Here is a 13,972-nt window from a genome sequence, read left to right as displayed (position 1 = left end):
GGCGACCGGTGCGAATCGGCGAATCAGGCCAAACCGATCAGGCGTGGCCGGCCGGTTCGGCCGTGGCGGTCTGCTGCGCCTGTGCCAACTGGGCCAGGTAAAGGCCATTGAAGTCGATCGGATCGAGCAGCAGCGGCGGATAACCGGCGTCACGGACGGCATCGGCCACGATGCGGCGGGCAAACGGGAAGACCAGGCGCGGGCCTTCGGCAAACAGGAACGGATGGGCCTGTTCCTCGGTCACGTTGCGCATGCCGATCAGCGCGCCATAGGCCAGCTCGACGATGAACGCAGTGCCCTGCGCGCCCTTGGACGTGACGTTGATCTTCAGTTCGATCTCGTGGACTTCGGGTGCCAGCGCGCGCGCCGCGATGTTGAAATCGACATGGATTTCGGGCGCCTCGGTCCACTGATAGCTTTCCGGCGCGTTGGGATTTTCGACCGACAGGTCCTTGATATATTGCGAAATCAGGCCGATCGCGGGCGAGGTGTCTTCGCCATTGGCGGGCACGCCTTCGACGCCATCGAGAGAGAGATTGCTGATGATGTTGCCTTCGTCGGCCATGGTCGCATGCTTTCGTTCGGGTGGGGCGCGCGGCGGCGCCGTGTAAACGTGCCCGGCGCCTAGCATTGTGCGCAACGCCCGGCAACCGACTGGATGGCGCCGCGCCAGCGGCCGCCTTGCGCGTCTTTGCCCGAAAGGACGGGAACCGGCAGCCGCCGGGGGAATTACCCGGTGTGGCACGAATTTGCACCAACGGTAACGTCATGACGCGGGAATCCGCCATTGTGCCGTCCACGCGTTGTTCATTTGTAATTCGTACCTACTTAAGGCACGATCAACCGGCAGCGAGCCGAGCTGCGAAAACGTGGATCGGCACCCAGAGCTACCTTTGCGGGACATGTGCGTGTGATTGTTGAGATCGTCATCCTGGCCATGATCGCGGCCTTCCTGGGCCTGAGGCTCTATTCGGTTCTGGGCCGTCGCCCCGAACAGAACGAAGAGCCGGTCCGCCGCCGCATCGAACAACCCGATCCGCAGGGTGCGCCCCGCCCGATGGGGCCGCGCCTGCCCGAAACGATCGCTGCCCCGGCCAATCGCCTGGCGCCCCCCGCACCGGAAACCCGTGATTTCGACCCTGCGGCCGAACCGGGCATCCGCGCGATCATCGCCGCCGATCGCCGCTTCGACGTGGGCCTGTTCATGGCCGGCGCCAAAAGCGCCTATGGCATGGTGCTCGATGCATTCTGGCGCGGCAACCGTCAGGAACTCAAGGCGCTGTGCGATGCCGATGTCTATGCCGGCTTTGCTGACGCGCTCGACGCGCGCGAGGCAGCGGGCGAAACGCTCGACGCGCGCCTGATCCGCATCGAAGAAGCGCGCATCATCACGGCCGAACTGGTGGGCACCACTGCCCGCGTCAGCGTGCGCTTCGTGGCCGACATCGCCACGGTTACCCGCAACGCGCAGGGCCAGGTCGTGGCCGGTTCGCTCAACGATGCGATCGAAAGCCGCGACTTGTGGACGTTCTCACGCGATCTCACTTCGCGTGATCCAGACTGGCTGCTCGACGAAACCGATGAAGCCTGAAGCCTGCAAGGGCTGACCGGTTTGGCCAATGATCCCGTGGCCAGCGCCGGTCTCCCCCACTCTTCTCGTCTGCTTGCACAAAGGGCCGGTCTTGCACTGGCCCTTTCGCTGCTGGCTGCCTGCGTGCCTACCACCACGCCGCCCGGCAGGCCCGGCATGCCGCCAACCACGCGCCCGCCAGCGGCCACCGCCAGCGCACTCACCGCGGGATTGGCCCGCGGACCGGCCCCCTCTGCGCTCGGCATGGCGCCGGGCAATGCCGGGGCTGCACTCAACGCATTCATTCTGTCATGCCCGGGCCTTGTTCGCCGCGCCGATGGCAGCGGGCTGACCCAGCCGCAGGACTGGGCACTGGCCTGCGCGGCGGCACGGACCTGGCCGCGCGAATCGGCTGCCACTTTTTTCGACGGCTATTTCGAAACCGCACGCGTCGGTGACGGCAGCACGTTCGTCACCGGCTATTTCGAGCCGGAGATTGCCGGCGTGCGCACGCACCAGCCAGGGTTCGATGTGCCGGTCTATGGTGTTCCCACCGATCTGGTCCGCGCCCGCCCTGGCGACGCCACGCCGCTGCCCGATGGCCGCCAGCCGCTGGGCCGCTATGATGAAACCGGGCATTTCGTGCCCTACTTCGATCGTGGGCAGATCGAGGACGGCGCGCTCGCCGGCAAGGGGCTGGAAATCGCCTGGGTGGCCGATCCGGCCGAACTGTTCTTCCTCCAGGTCCAGGGCTCTGGCCGGTTGCGCGCGCCCGATGGCAGCGTGATCCGCCTGGGTTACGGCGCGGTCAACGGCTGGGATTACACCGGCATCGGCACGATCATGGCCCAGCAGGGATTGATCGGCACCGGGCCCGGCCAGTATCCCGGATCGATGCAGGGCATCCTGCGCTACATCCACGATCACCCGGCCGAGGGCGACGCGCTGATGCGGCAGAACCGCAGCTACGTGTTCTTTCGAGAAAACCCCCAGCCCAGCGCCGTGGGCGCCATGGGCGTGCCTGTCAGCCCGCGCACCACCGTGGCGGCGGATCCGGCCTTCGTGCCGCTGGGGGCACCGGTATGGCTCCAGGTCGATCGCCCCAACGTCAGCGGGCTGTGGGTGGCGCAAGATACCGGCGGGGCGATCAAGGGCCCCAACCGGTTCGACAGTTTCTGGGGCGCGGGCGCCGATGCCCGCCTTACCGCGGGCGGGATGAGCGCGCGTGGCCAGGCGCTGGTGCTGCTGCCCAAAGGCGCGCTGGCCCGGCTCGGCCTATGAGGCGCACGCCCCGTGGTCTGAGCGCCGAGGAAATGGCGCTGTGGCGCAAGGTTGCCGACACCGTGACCCCCTTGCACCCCGCCCCGCGTGCCCGCGCCGCCGCGCCCGTAGCCATGCCTGCCCCGGTCGATCCGACGCCCGCCACGCCGGCGCGCAAGGTCAAGGGTCGTGTGCCGCCGCCGCGCCCGGCGCCGCCACCGCCAGTGCCGGTTGCGCGTCCCTTGCAGGCGAGTGGGCAAGGGCTCGATGCCAGTTGGGACCGCAAGCTGGCGCGTGGCACGGTGTCGCCCGACGTGGCGATCGACCTGCACGGGCTCAACCTGGATCTGGCACACGGGCGCTTGCTGGCCAGCCTTGCCCAGGCGCTTGCCATCGGCGCGCGGGTGATCCTGCTCGTTACCGGCAAGCCGCGTCCGCATGGCGATCACGATCTGCGTGGCGAGCGGCGCGGGGCCATTCGCGCCAAGCTGCTCGATTGGCTGGCCGCCAGCCCCTATGCCGATCGCATCGCCGCGGTGCGCCCGGCCCAGCCGCGGCACGGCGGCGCCGGCGCTGTCTATATCGTTTTGCGCCGTCCTCGCTGAGCCTGCTCGCGCTACGTATTTAACCTAAGATACGGTGCGAATTGCCTCCCTCTCGGCGGCAAGGGACAACGAGCTTGCTCCGCGTGTCCCCCAGCGCACCCCATTGCCCGTCGCCAACGGACGCGCGGAGTACCCTTCCCACCGCACCGTCTCTGATGGCCGCGCTGTATGCCGTGCCAGGCAAATTCTGTCTGCCATGCCGAGCCGCTTGGCTGCGGTCACCTTGCTCGCGTGATCGAGGCGGTGCTTATCCCATCATTCGGCCGTGGCGCGATTAGCCGCTCGATTTGGCCCAGGGATTGCTGCTGGCAGGCGCGCTTGCCGTAGCCTCAGCACCATCGTCATCGTCCGGCGCCGGCGTCAATTGCCAGGCCAGGAACAACACAGCCGCAGCCCACCACAGCGCTTTCCATCGGCTGGCAAAGATCGTGGTGAGTCGGGGCCCAAACATTCTTCCATTTTGGATCGATTGTGTTAACACGATCCTTGCAGTGCTGCACTGCACCACAATCTTATCCGCAATGCCACTAAGCGCCTGTACTATAAGTAGTATCCGGCCTTCGTTACGGCACAATCACGGGTTCATGATCCCCCCATGAAACGCCCCATGCCCCCGCTCGCCACCGCTTCGGCCGCTGCCCTGCTGCTCTGCGCCGCTGCTCCCACAATTGCTGCCCCCACGCCCTTTGCCATGCCAGCCGAGACGGCCATGCCCCGCGTGGATGATGAAGCGGCGCGCTTTGCCCTATGCGGCGCGGACAAGCGAGTGACCTGCGTGGTCGATGGTGACACGTTCTGGTACCAGGGCACCAAGATTCGCATCGCCGATATCAATGCCCCGGAAGTGAGCCATCCCGGCTGCCCGCAGGAAGCCCAACTCGGGGCCAAGGCCACCCAGCGTCTCACGCAATTGCTCAACGCCGGGCATTTCTCGCTCGTGACCCAAGGCCGCCCGGTCGATCGCTATGGCCGCGCCTTGCGCGTGGTGGTGCGCCAGGGGCAAAGCCTGGGCGCCACGCTCGAGGCAGAGGGCCTGGCCGAACACTGGCAGGGCCGCCGCGGAAATTGGTGCAGATGAAACCGCTATCGTTGCCGGCTGCCTTTTCGATGTAACCGCAACAGGCTATGGGCGGGCACCTTCCGCTGACGAAAGCCGCCCTGCCGATGAAGCCGCTTTTTCCATTGTTTCCGCGTGTTGCAAGACGCGGCGCAATTCTTCCTGCCCTGCTTGCCCTTGCCGCCTGCGCCACCCAGCCAACGCACCTTGCCCAGGCCCCCACGGCGCCGCCAGCGCCGCACCTGGTCACTGTCGGCATTGCCGCATTCAACGATTTTCACGGCCAGCTTGAACCGCCGCACCAATCGGTGCTGGTCCCCGATGGCCATGGCGGAACGGCGCAAGTGCCGGCGGGCGGCGCGGCCTGGCTCGCCTCGGCCGTCGATGCGGTGCGCGGGCATTATCCCAACCATCTCACGCTTTCGGCCGGCGACATGATCAGCGCCAGCCAGGTGGCCTCCTCGCTCTATCTCGACGAGCCTTCGATCGGGGTGATGAATCGCATCGGGGTGGATTTCAACGCCGTCGGCAACCACGAGTTCGATCGCGGCCGCGACGAATTGCTGCGCATGCAGAACGGCGGCTGCGCCCAGTTCACCGCGCACAAACCCTGCCAGCTCGAACCCTTTCTCGGCGCGAGCTTCCGCTATCTGGCGGCCAGCACGGTGGACAAGGACGGCCACACGCTGTTCCCCGCTACTGGCCTGAAAACCTTTGGCACCGGGCCCGACAAGGTAACCGTCGGCGTGATCGGGCTGACCACGCGGACCACGCCCACGCTGGTCAGTCCGGCGGGCATTGCCGGGCTGACGTTCGAAGATGAAGCCGCCACGATCAATGCCGCAGTCCCCGCGCTCAAGGCGCAGGGCGCCGACGCCATCGTGGTGCTGATCCACGAAGGCGGCAAGCAGCAGGGCGCTCCCGATCCGCAAGGCTGCGATGGCATGTCTGGCGCCATTCTCGACATCATCAAGCGGCTTGATCCCGGCGTGGACTTGATCATTTCGGGCCACACCCATGCGTCCTATATCTGCCAGTTTCCGGCGGCCGGCAGCGCGCATCCGCTGCTACTTACCAGCGCCGGGCTCTATGGCGAAATGGTCACCGACATCGCGCTGCAGATCGATCCGGCGACGCACAAGGTGGTTTCTGCCCAGGCGCACAACGTGATCGTGCAATCCGATCCCTATCAATCGTCCACGCGGCTGATCCCGCACGACGATCGCTTCCCGGTCTTCACCCCGCGGCCGGACGTGGCCAGCTATGTGCAGCGCTATGTCGATGCGGCCAAGGTCTATTCCAGCAGGCCCGTGGGCCGGCTGTCGGGGCCGGCACTGCGCGGCGACAATCCCGCGCTGCCCATCGGCGGGCCGCTGGGCAACCTCATCGCCGATTCGCAACTGGCGGCCACGCGCGGCGCCGGTGCGCAATTGGCGCTGATGAACCGGTTTGGCATCCGCACCGACCTGGTCCCGGCGGCCGACGGCACGGTGACGTTTGGTGACATCTATCGCGTGCAGCCGTTCAGCAACGTGCTGATCACGGAAACGCTGACCGGCGCCCAGCTCAAGGCCGTGCTGGAACAGGGATTGGACGAGCAGGGACCGAACCAGGGCCTGGCTGCATCGGCCAACGTGCGCTTTACTGCCGATCTAACCCGCCCGGTGGGCAGCCGCGTGACCAGGCTGCTGGTCGATGGCAGGCCCGTGACGGCAGACGCGAAATACCGCGTGACCGTCAACAACTTCCTGGCCCAGGGTGGCGACACGTTCACCCTCCTCGCCGACAAGCCCGATGCCGTGGTGGGCATGACCGATCTTGATGCCCTGCAGGCCTGGATCGGCGCCGTGCCGGTGCGCCAGGTGCCGATAGAAGAGCGGATCAACGTCATCGCGCACTGATCACGCACGGCAAGGTTGCAGCGCCATCGCCTGGCCCCTACCGTCGGGGGAGAGAGGACCTGTTGATGGCGCTGCTGGCTAACCCTAAGTTCCGATGGATTGCGCATTGCGGGTGGAAAGGGCTTTGCCCGCGCTGCGGCAAGGCCAGCATGTTTGCCGGCTGGCTCAAGCTGGCGCGCAGTTGCCCGGCTTGCGGTCTCGACCTGGGCTTTGCCCGCGCAGACGATGGCCCGGCCTTCTTTGCCCTGTGCCTGACAGCCTTTCCGCTCACCTTTTTCGCGGTCTGGCTGGAAGTCGCTTACAGCCCGCCATGGTGGGTGCACCTGCTTACTTCGGTGCCGATCCTCGCCATCGGCTGCCTGGGTTCGCTGCGCCCGTTCAAGGGTTGGCTGGTGGCCTCGCAATATATGAATCGTGCGACGGAGGCTGGCACCGAAGGGCTATGGGCCAAGCTGGAAGAACGTCCCGACAAGCCAGATGTCGATTAGGGCCTAAACCGCGCTCAATGCCCCGCCGGCTGGTCGGGCAGGCGGCACGCGGTGCAGCGCCGCCAACATACCAGGCCCGGCATCATCTCGCGCGGCGCCTTGCCCGGTTCGGGATAGAGGCCCGCCATGATCTCGGGCGCGATCCCTTCGGGCGCGGCACGGTTGTGGCACATCAGACAATTGCGCCTAAATCGCTCACGCGTCAGGCCGGAATGGTCCTCCGCCGATGGCGGGGCAGGCTGGCTCGCGCCCTGGGCCACACCACCAGCCAGCGTCAACGCCAGCGCCGCCCCAAAAAACCAAGCCCCCTGCCGCATTGCTGCCCCCTTCAGAGCGGAGCGCACCGTCCGCCAGAGCGGCATCCTTTCATCGTGGGCCTGCGCAATCAAGCGGCTGGTGGTGCAGGATATCTCACCCCTGCCGATAATCGGCCGTGATCATGCCCGCTGCAGCCAGTTCGGCTTCGTGACTTTCCTCGCGCCAGGTTTCCGCCAGGGCCTGGCGCTCCCATTCCACCATCGCCGGGTGGGCCAACACATGGTCCACCCAAGCCTGGCCACGCCCGACATCGAGACCATAGGTGCGGATGCGAAAGGCCACGGGCGCAAAGAACGCGTCGAGCAGGCTGAACGCCCCACCGGCCAGCCATGGCCCGCCAAACCGGTCCAGTCCCTGCTCGAACAGCTCACGCAAGCGCGCAACGTCGCGCAGCAATGCCGCCCGCATCGGCACCGGTTGGACGCGCACGCCCACGTTCATCGTGCAATCGTTGCGCAGCGCGGAAAAGCCGCCATGCATTTCGCACACCGCGCTTTGCGCAAAGGCGCGCGCCGCATCGTCGGCCGGCCAGACGCCGGAATGGCGATCGGCCAGATAGAGCGCGATGCCCAGGGAATCCCAGATCGTGGTGTCGCCATCGATCAGCACCGGCACCTGGCCCGTGGGCGAAAAGGCGCGGAACGCGTCATAGTTGACCGGCTTGGCAAAGGGTTCGACGCGATCGACGAAATCCAGGCCCAACGCCTTCATCAGCAGCCACGGCCGCAGCGACCAGCTCGAATAGTTCCGGTTGGCGGTGATAAGGGTATAAGTCATCGTCGAGCCGCCTCTTTTTTGCGTTTCCGCCAACCATTGATCCAGGTCATGGCTTTCTTCTGCGTGGGTGCCACAATGCGATCATTGTTGGAAGAAGGAGGATCCCCATGCGCTCCATTCTCTGCCCGATCGACGGCGCCAAGACCTTGGATGACCGCCTCGAAACCGCCCTTGCCCTGGCCCGCGCCACCGATGGCCACGTCAGCGTGCAAATCGCCAGCCCCTTTGCCGAACTCGCGGTTTGGGAGCCGTTCGGCGGCGCCGCGCTGACGGCCGAAGTGATCGAACAGGTCCGCCAGGAAGACACCGTGCTGGCGCAAAAGGTCGACACCCGCCTTGCCGGGCAGGACGTACCGTTCGACGTGGCGCAAACCGCCCAGGCGCCGATTCCCGCCGCTTATGCCGGTGCACGCTTTGCCGATGTGGTGGTCACCAGCCTCGCTGATCCCCTGGTCGAGGAACTGGTGCTGGGCGTGCGCAGCCCGGTCCTTGCCGTGCCCAAGGGCGCCCCGCTGACCGACTTTACCGGGCCGGTAATGATTGCTTGGGACGGCGGGATCGAGGCGGCCCATGCCCTGCGCGCTGCCCTGCCGCTGTTGGTCCGCGCCAGTGCGGTACATCTCGTGGCGGTGGAGGAAAAGCCCGACGCCCTGCCAGCGATCGATGCCGCGGCTTATCTTTCGCGCCACGGCATCCATGCCGAAACCCACGCCATCCCCGCCAGCGGGCCGATCGCTGCCACCTTGGTCGAGACTGCACGCCGACTGGGCGCCGGCCTGATCGTGATGGGCCTGTTCGGGCGCAGCCGGCTGCGCGAATTGCTGCTGGGCGGTGTATCGCGCGCGATGCTCGACAATTCCAGCCTGCCGTTGCTGCTGGCGCATTGAACGCCGCATCGGGTAAGTCCTTGCCCGCAAACGTGGCTCTGGCATGATCACATCCCAGGCGGGGCACAGGGGCTGCCGCCTGACCTGGGAGTGATTGCCGATGCGACGCCGCCTGTTCCTGCCCTTTTCCGCCGTTGTCCTGGCCATGGCCGGTACGGCCGCCCACGCCGCGCCAGCACCGGCGGGGACCATTGCCCACGCCTTGGCCGATCCCGCGCGCAGCGCGGCCAACCGCGCCTTGGACGAAAGCCGCAAACCGGCAGAAATTCTCGCTTTTGCCGGTTTCAAGCCTGGCCAGGTGGTCGCTGACTGGGGTGCCGGTGGCGGCTATTATTCCGAATTGATCGCCGATGTGGTCGGGCCCAAGGGCCGCGTCTATGCCTTGGCGAACCCCGCCTATCTGAAACCAGGTACGCTCGATGTGGTGGCCAAGGCCCACACCAATGTGCTGGTGCTCGCGGCCTCACCTGCGGCCATGGCCCTTGCGCCCGCCAGCCTCGATGCGATTTTCGCCCATCTCGAATTTCACGATCTCTATCTGCCTGCGGCCCACGGCGGCAGCACGCCGGCGCGCCCGATTGCCGCTACGCTGGCCAACTGGTTTGCCGCGCTGCGCCCGGGCGGCACGGTGGTGATCGTCGATCACGTCGGCCCCGCAGGCCAACCCGCGACCGTCGCTGATACGCTGCATCGGATCGACCCCGCCCAGGTCAAGGCCGATATGCTCGCCGCAGGGTTTGTGCTGGACAGCGAAAGCGCTGTTTTGCAACGCAATGATGATCCCCACACTGCAATCGTTTTCGATCCGGCGTTGCGCGGAAAGACCGATCGCTTTGCATTGCGATTCCCCCGGCCAGCCTGACTTTCCATAGGCAGTTGCGTTAAACGCAATTCATATTCCGTCTTTCGCATTTGCACAAATTAGGCATGCAAGGCATACGAAAACTGCCTTTCAGGCATCCTCTCCCAAAACTTCCAAGGCCTGGCCGGCAACGGTCGGGCCCTTTTTTTGCCCTGGCTTTGCGTGTCGCTTGCCACCCCCGGCAAAGCCTCGCACTATCGCGGCCGCAGCGGCGGAAGAACCAAAGCCACCGCCTTGCGTTTGAAAACCGTGGCACGCGATCCTAGCTAGTGTGCAAGCGGGGCAGGTCTGCCCCGATCCGCAAACCCCCAAGGGTGAAACAGGGCAATGGCAGAGGCAGCAACATTGGGCGACAATCGCATCGCCCGCCTTCAGGTCGCAGGCGCCAGGCAAGAGGAATCAGGCCACGGCGTCGCGCGCATCAGCCGCGCGGTGATGGGCCGCCTGGGCGTGACCGAAGGCGACGTTATCGAAATCATCGGCAAGCGCAGCACCGCCGCTCGCGCAATGCTGCCCTATCCGGAAGATGAAGGGCTGGAACTGATCCGGCTCGATGGGCTACAGCGCGCCAATGCCGATGTCGGCTCGGGCGACCACGTCGAAGTGCGCCGCATCGAATCGCGCGTGGCCCAGCGCGTGGTCTTTGCCCCGGCGCAGCGCGATCTGCGCCTGCAAGGGCCGGCCGCCGCGCTCAAGCGCAATTTCGCTGGCCGCCCGCTGCTCACCGGCGATCTCGTCGCCACCGCAGGACAGCAGCAGGTCAACCGCGGGGATATGCCGCCCCAGTTGCGCCAGATGCTCAATGCGCCGGCCTTCGCGCTGACGCAGATCCGCCTGACCGTGGTCTCCACCGTGCCCAAGGGCGTGGTGCACATCGACGAATCCACCGAGGTGGAGCTGCGCGCCGAGTACGAGGAGCCGCGCAGCAGCCGCGCCGACGTCAACTATGACGACGTTGGCGGCATGGGCGATACCATCCGCCAGTTGCGCGAGATGGTCGAACTGCCGCTGCGCTATCCCGAACTGTTCACCCGCCTTGGCGTCGATCCGCCCAAGGGCGTGTTGCTGCATGGCCCGCCGGGCACCGGCAAGACGCGCCTGGCGCGCGCCGTGGCGAATGAAAGCGACGCCAGCTTCTTCACCATCAATGGCCCGGAAATCATGGGCTCGGCCTATGGCGAGAGCGAAAAGCGCCTGCGCGAAGTGTTCGAGGAAGCGACCCAGAACGCGCCCTCGATCATTTTCATCGACGAGATCGATTCGATCGCACCCAAGCGCAGCCAGGTTTCCGGCGAAGCCGAAAAGCGCCTGGTCGCGCAGTTGCTTACCTTGATGGACGGGTTGCACAGCCGCTCAAACCTGGTGGTCATCGCGGCGACCAACCGCCCCGACGCGCTGGACGAGGCGCTGCGCCGCCCGGGCCGCTTCGACCGTGAAATCGTCGTGGGCGTACCGGATGAACCGGGGCGTCGCGAAATCCTCGGCATCCACACCCGCGGCATGCCGCTGGCCGAAGACGTCGATTTGCGCGAACTGGCCCGCACCACCCACGGCTTCGTGGGTGCAGACCTCGCTGCCCTGGCGCGCGAGGCCGCAATCGAAGCCGTGCGCCGGATCATGCCGCGCCTGGATTTCGAACGCCAGACGATCCCGCCCGAAGTGCTCGACAACCTGCGCGTGGTGCGCGACGATTTCCTCGAAGCGCTCAAGCGCGTGCAGCCGTCGGCCATGCGCGAGGTGATGGTGCAAGCGCCCACCACCAGTTGGTCCGATGTCGGCGGGCTCGATAGCGCGCAGGCATTGCTCAAGGAAGGCGTGGAACTGCCGCTGAAAACACCCGAGGCCTTTCATCGCCTGGGCATTCGGCCGGCCAAGGGCTTCCTGCTTTATGGCCCGCCAGGCACCGGCAAGACGCTTTTGGCCAAGGCCGTGGCGAAAGAGGCGGAAGCCAATTTCATCGCGATCAAGTCGTCTGACCTGCTCAGCAAATGGTATGGCGAAAGCGAGCAGCAGATCGCGCGTCTGTTCGCCCGCGCACGCCAGGTGGCGCCATGCGTGATCTTCATCGACGAAATCGACAGCCTGGTGCCGGCCCGTGGAACCGGCGTGGGCGAGCCGCAGGTGACCGCCCGCGTGGTCAATACCATCCTGGCCGAAATGGACGGATTGGAGGAACTGCAATCGGTGGTGCTGATCGGCGCCACCAACCGTCCCAACCTCGTCGATCCGGCATTGTTGCGGCCCGGGCGCTTTGACGAACTCGTCTATGTCGGCACGCCCAGCCAGGAAGGGCGTGCCCATATCCTCAAGATCCACACCAGCCAAATGCCGCTCGCGCCCGATGTGGACCTGACGGACGTGGCCCGGCAGACGGAACGCTTTACCGGCGCCGATCTCGAGGATGTGGTCCGCCGGGCTGGCCTCAACGCGATCCGTCGCGCCGGGGGCAGCGTGCAATCGGTGACCGCCGCAGATTTTGGCGATGCGTTGGCAGATTCGCGCGCCACCGTGACCGAGGAAATGGAAGCGGAATATGCGCGGATGAAGGGTGAGTTGAAGAAGCGCGCCGTGGAGCCGAGCCCCACGATCGGCTTCCTCGCGCCGGGCATGGTGCAGTCCACCCGAGAATCCAAGCACGGGTGAAAACAAGCAGGCCCCTCTTTCATCGCGAAAGGGGGGCCTTGCTCGTTCAATCGTGCGCGACCACTTCCTCGAAGCGCTGCACGCGTCGCAGTTCTGGAAACAGCCGTCCCCATGCCAGTGCGACGGCAACGGCGCTCACGCCACCAAACACCACCGATCCCACCGGCCCCAACAGCGCGCCCATCAAGCCGCTTTCCATTTCGCCCAGTTCGTTAGAGGCGGTGATGAACAGGGCCGACGTTGCCCCCACCCGGCCCCGCATGGCGTCTGGCGTCACCACCTGGACCAGGGTCTGCCGCACATAGACCGAAATCATGTCGGCCGCGCCGGCCAATGCCAGCATCGCCAGCGATAGCGGCAACCAGCGTGACACGCCGAACACGGCCGAAGCCACACCGAACAAGGCCACCGCCACCAGCATCTTTGGCCCGACGCGGTCGTCCACGGGCCGCCAGGATAACCACAGCGCGGTCGATACCGCCCCCACGGACGAGGCCGAGCGCAAGAGGCCCAGTCCGGTCGGGCCGACGTGCAGAATATCGCGTGCATAGACAGGCAGCATCGCCGTCGCGCCGCCCAGCAACACCGCGAACAGGTCCAGGCTGATGGCGCCCAGCAGTATGCGGTTGCGCGTCACATAGCGCAGCCCTTCGATGATGTGGGCCAGGGGCTTGCCTTCCACCACGCGGCGGTTGGCGCCATGCGGGCCGATGGCGAGTTGCGCCAGCAAAGCAGCCAGCAACAGCGCCAGGGTCAGGCCATAGGCCGCCTCGGGGGCAAGGCCATAGGCAAAGCCGCCCAGCACCGGGCCCACGATGCCGCCGATACGCCCGGCAATGGCGCTCACGGCAATGGCCCGCGGCAGGATTTCGGGCGGCACCAGCGCAGGGGCCAAGGCATTCATCGCCGGGGCATAGAACCCACGCCCCGCAGCAAATCCGGCGGCAACCAGATAGAACACAGGCAAATCGGCCTGGCCCAGCGCTTCTAGCACCACGAGCACGCCCACCGCGGCCATCTGCGCCAGCAAGGCCAGGCGTACCACCATGCGGCGGTCGTGCCGATCGGCCACCAGGCCCGCAAAGGGATTGATCAGCAGCACGGGCAGGAACTGTGAAAGGCCGATCAGCCCAATGCGCAGCGAGGCTGCTTTCATGTCCATTGACGAGCGCGCCACGTCGTAAACCGCCCAGCCCAGCACGACCACCAGGTTGCTTTGCGCCAGCATGGCGCAAATGCGCGCGATCCAGAAAGCGCGGTAGGCCGGAATGGCCAGCGGATGGCGCGGGGCGGTGGCGGGCGCGGCGATGGGCAAGTGTCGTGAATCCCGATGGATCTGGGGGCACGACCGCCCCCTGGCCGCCCCTTAGCAGCAAGCGCCCCGGGATGGGCATGATAATCCCGGCACGGGCTATTGATCTTGCAGATAAAATACGTCGGTCGGCTTGGTGCAGCTGGCCCAAACACAAAAAGCCGCCCTGGAGGCGGCTATTTTGAGTGTTATGAGATTGGTTGCGGGGGCAGGATTTGAACCTGCGACCTTCAGGTTATGAGCCTGACGAGCTACCGGGCTGCTCCACCCCGCGATGTTAGCAACAAAGCCC

At 66.0% G+C, this 13,972-nt stretch carries 14 protein-coding genes and 1 tRNA gene; 9 read left to right on the top strand and 6 right to left on the bottom strand.

Translation table 11 applies throughout. The features are described from left to right. Window positions 1-37 precede the first annotated feature (37 nt). Window positions 38-565 carry a protein-export chaperone SecB gene (gene secB / locus FHW94_RS12290; protein ID WP_168556144.1) on the bottom strand — a complete coding sequence of 176 codons (528 nt, stop codon included), beginning with the start codon at window positions 563-565 and terminating at the stop codon, window positions 38-40. 345 nt (window positions 566-910) lie between these two features. Here secB and FHW94_RS12285 point away from each other — a divergent pair, with 345 nt between their 5' ends. From FHW94_RS12285 to FHW94_RS12275, 3 genes are all read left to right on the top strand, one after another. Next, the gene (locus FHW94_RS12285; protein WP_168556533.1) at window positions 911-1,591 is read left to right on the top strand and encodes a Tim44/TimA family putative adaptor protein; all 681 of its coding nucleotides are present in this window, start codon (window positions 911-913) and stop codon (window positions 1,589-1,591) included. Between the two features lie 69 nt (window positions 1,592-1,660). Further along, window positions 1,661-2,851, top strand: a complete 1,191-nt coding sequence (locus FHW94_RS12280) for an MltA domain-containing protein (protein WP_168556534.1) — start codon at window positions 1,661-1,663, stop codon at window positions 2,849-2,851. Beyond that, the gene (locus tag FHW94_RS12275; RefSeq protein WP_168556143.1) at window positions 2,848-3,435 is read left to right on the top strand and encodes a Smr/MutS family protein; all 588 of its coding nucleotides are present in this window, start codon (window positions 2,848-2,850) and stop codon (window positions 3,433-3,435) included. The genes FHW94_RS12280 and FHW94_RS12275 overlap by 4 nt, the downstream gene beginning before the upstream one ends. A 274-nt stretch (window positions 3,436-3,709) precedes the next feature. On the opposite strand, the gene FHW94_RS12270 is transcribed toward FHW94_RS12275, so the two are convergent. Further along, on the bottom strand, window positions 3,710-3,886 hold the full coding sequence (locus tag FHW94_RS12270) for a hypothetical protein (protein ID WP_168556142.1): 177 nt from the start codon (window positions 3,884-3,886) through the stop codon (window positions 3,710-3,712). 144 nt (window positions 3,887-4,030) lie between these two features. On the opposite strand from FHW94_RS12270, the gene FHW94_RS12265 reads away from it, so the two are divergent. The 3 genes from FHW94_RS12265 (at window position 4,031) to FHW94_RS12255 (ending at window position 6,881) form a co-directional block, all read left to right on the top strand. Further along, window positions 4,031-4,513: a thermonuclease family protein gene (locus tag FHW94_RS12265; protein WP_168556141.1), complete on the top strand. Its 483-nt coding sequence runs from the start codon at window positions 4,031-4,033 to the stop codon at window positions 4,511-4,513. Window positions 4,514-4,599: 86 nt separating this feature from the next. Continuing rightward, window positions 4,600-6,393, top strand: a complete 1,794-nt coding sequence (locus FHW94_RS12260) for a bifunctional metallophosphatase/5'-nucleotidase (protein ID WP_168556140.1) — start codon at window positions 4,600-4,602, stop codon at window positions 6,391-6,393. 65 nt (window positions 6,394-6,458) lie between these two features. Further along, window positions 6,459-6,881 (top strand): DUF983 domain-containing protein, encoded by a 423-nt coding sequence (locus FHW94_RS12255; RefSeq protein WP_168556139.1) that lies wholly within the window; start codon window positions 6,459-6,461, stop codon window positions 6,879-6,881. A gap of 14 nt (window positions 6,882-6,895) precedes the next feature. On the opposite strand, the gene FHW94_RS23255 is transcribed toward FHW94_RS12255, so the two are convergent. Both FHW94_RS23255 and FHW94_RS12245 read right to left on the bottom strand, forming a co-directional pair. Then, on the bottom strand, window positions 6,896-7,054 hold the full coding sequence (locus FHW94_RS23255; protein WP_246866112.1) for a hypothetical protein: 159 nt from the start codon (window positions 7,052-7,054) through the stop codon (window positions 6,896-6,898). A 238-nt stretch (window positions 7,055-7,292) separates the two neighbouring features. Next, a complete protein-coding gene (locus FHW94_RS12245) occupies window positions 7,293-7,976 on the bottom strand; it encodes a glutathione S-transferase family protein (RefSeq protein WP_168556138.1) in 684 nt (227 codons plus the stop codon). Window positions 7,977-8,083: 107 nt separating this feature from the next. Here FHW94_RS12245 and FHW94_RS12240 point away from each other — a divergent pair, with 107 nt between their 5' ends. The 3 genes from FHW94_RS12240 (at window position 8,084) to FHW94_RS12230 (ending at window position 12,368) form a co-directional block, all read left to right on the top strand. Then, window positions 8,084-8,863: a universal stress protein gene (locus FHW94_RS12240; RefSeq protein WP_168556137.1), complete on the top strand. Its 780-nt coding sequence runs from the start codon at window positions 8,084-8,086 to the stop codon at window positions 8,861-8,863. A gap of 100 nt (window positions 8,864-8,963) precedes the next feature. After that, window positions 8,964-9,725 (top strand): class I SAM-dependent methyltransferase, encoded by a 762-nt coding sequence (locus tag FHW94_RS12235; protein ID WP_168556136.1) that lies wholly within the window; start codon window positions 8,964-8,966, stop codon window positions 9,723-9,725. 327 nt (window positions 9,726-10,052) lie between these two features. Then, window positions 10,053-12,368 carry a CDC48 family AAA ATPase gene (locus FHW94_RS12230; RefSeq protein WP_168556135.1) on the top strand — a complete coding sequence of 772 codons (2,316 nt, stop codon included), beginning with the start codon at window positions 10,053-10,055 and terminating at the stop codon, window positions 12,366-12,368. Window positions 12,369-12,414: 46 nt separating this feature from the next. Here FHW94_RS12230 and FHW94_RS12225 read toward each other — a convergent pair whose 3' ends face one another. Next, the gene (locus FHW94_RS12225) at window positions 12,415-13,683 is read right to left on the bottom strand and encodes an MFS transporter (RefSeq protein ID WP_168556134.1); all 1,269 of its coding nucleotides are present in this window, start codon (window positions 13,681-13,683) and stop codon (window positions 12,415-12,417) included. Between the two features lie 194 nt (window positions 13,684-13,877). Then, window positions 13,878-13,954: transfer RNA gene (locus tag FHW94_RS12220), tRNA-Met, on the bottom strand. Window positions 13,955-13,972 lie beyond the last annotated feature (18 nt).

Origin of the sequence: Novosphingobium sp. SG720 (genome assembly GCF_012275365.1) — a bacterium.
Lineage (GTDB): Bacteria > Pseudomonadota > Alphaproteobacteria > Sphingomonadales > Sphingomonadaceae > Novosphingobium > Novosphingobium rhizosphaerae.
The sequence above is the reverse complement of the archived record's forward strand: the minus strand, read 5'-3'. Positions and strand labels throughout refer to the sequence as shown.

What these genes read in the sequence shown, in the direction of transcription:
- FHW94_RS12270 (WP_168556142.1), bottom strand. Translation starts at nt 3,886, where the DNA reads ATGTTTGGGCCCCGACTCACCACGATCTTTGCCAGCCGATGGAAAGCG.
- secB (WP_168556144.1), bottom strand. Translation starts at nt 565, where the DNA reads ATGGCCGACGAAGGCAACATCATCAGCAATCTCTCTCTCGATGGCGTC.
- FHW94_RS12245 (WP_168556138.1), bottom strand. Translation starts at nt 7,976, where the DNA reads ATGACTTATACCCTTATCACCGCCAACCGGAACTATTCGAGCTGGTCG.
- FHW94_RS12235 (WP_168556136.1), top strand. Translation starts at nt 8,964, where the DNA reads ATGCGACGCCGCCTGTTCCTGCCCTTTTCCGCCGTTGTCCTGGCCATG.
- FHW94_RS12230 (WP_168556135.1), top strand. Translation starts at nt 10,053, where the DNA reads ATGGCAGAGGCAGCAACATTGGGCGACAATCGCATCGCCCGCCTTCAG.
- FHW94_RS23255 (WP_246866112.1), bottom strand. Translation starts at nt 7,054, where the DNA reads ATGTGCCACAACCGTGCCGCGCCCGAAGGGATCGCGCCCGAGATCATG.
- FHW94_RS12240 (WP_168556137.1), top strand. Translation starts at nt 8,084, where the DNA reads ATGCGCTCCATTCTCTGCCCGATCGACGGCGCCAAGACCTTGGATGAC.
- FHW94_RS12255 (WP_168556139.1), top strand. Translation starts at nt 6,459, where the DNA reads ATGGCGCTGCTGGCTAACCCTAAGTTCCGATGGATTGCGCATTGCGGG.
- FHW94_RS12265 (WP_168556141.1), top strand. Translation starts at nt 4,031, where the DNA reads ATGAAACGCCCCATGCCCCCGCTCGCCACCGCTTCGGCCGCTGCCCTG.
- FHW94_RS12275 (WP_168556143.1), top strand. Translation starts at nt 2,848, where the DNA reads ATGAGGCGCACGCCCCGTGGTCTGAGCGCCGAGGAAATGGCGCTGTGG.
- FHW94_RS12260 (WP_168556140.1), top strand. Translation starts at nt 4,600, where the DNA reads ATGAAGCCGCTTTTTCCATTGTTTCCGCGTGTTGCAAGACGCGGCGCA.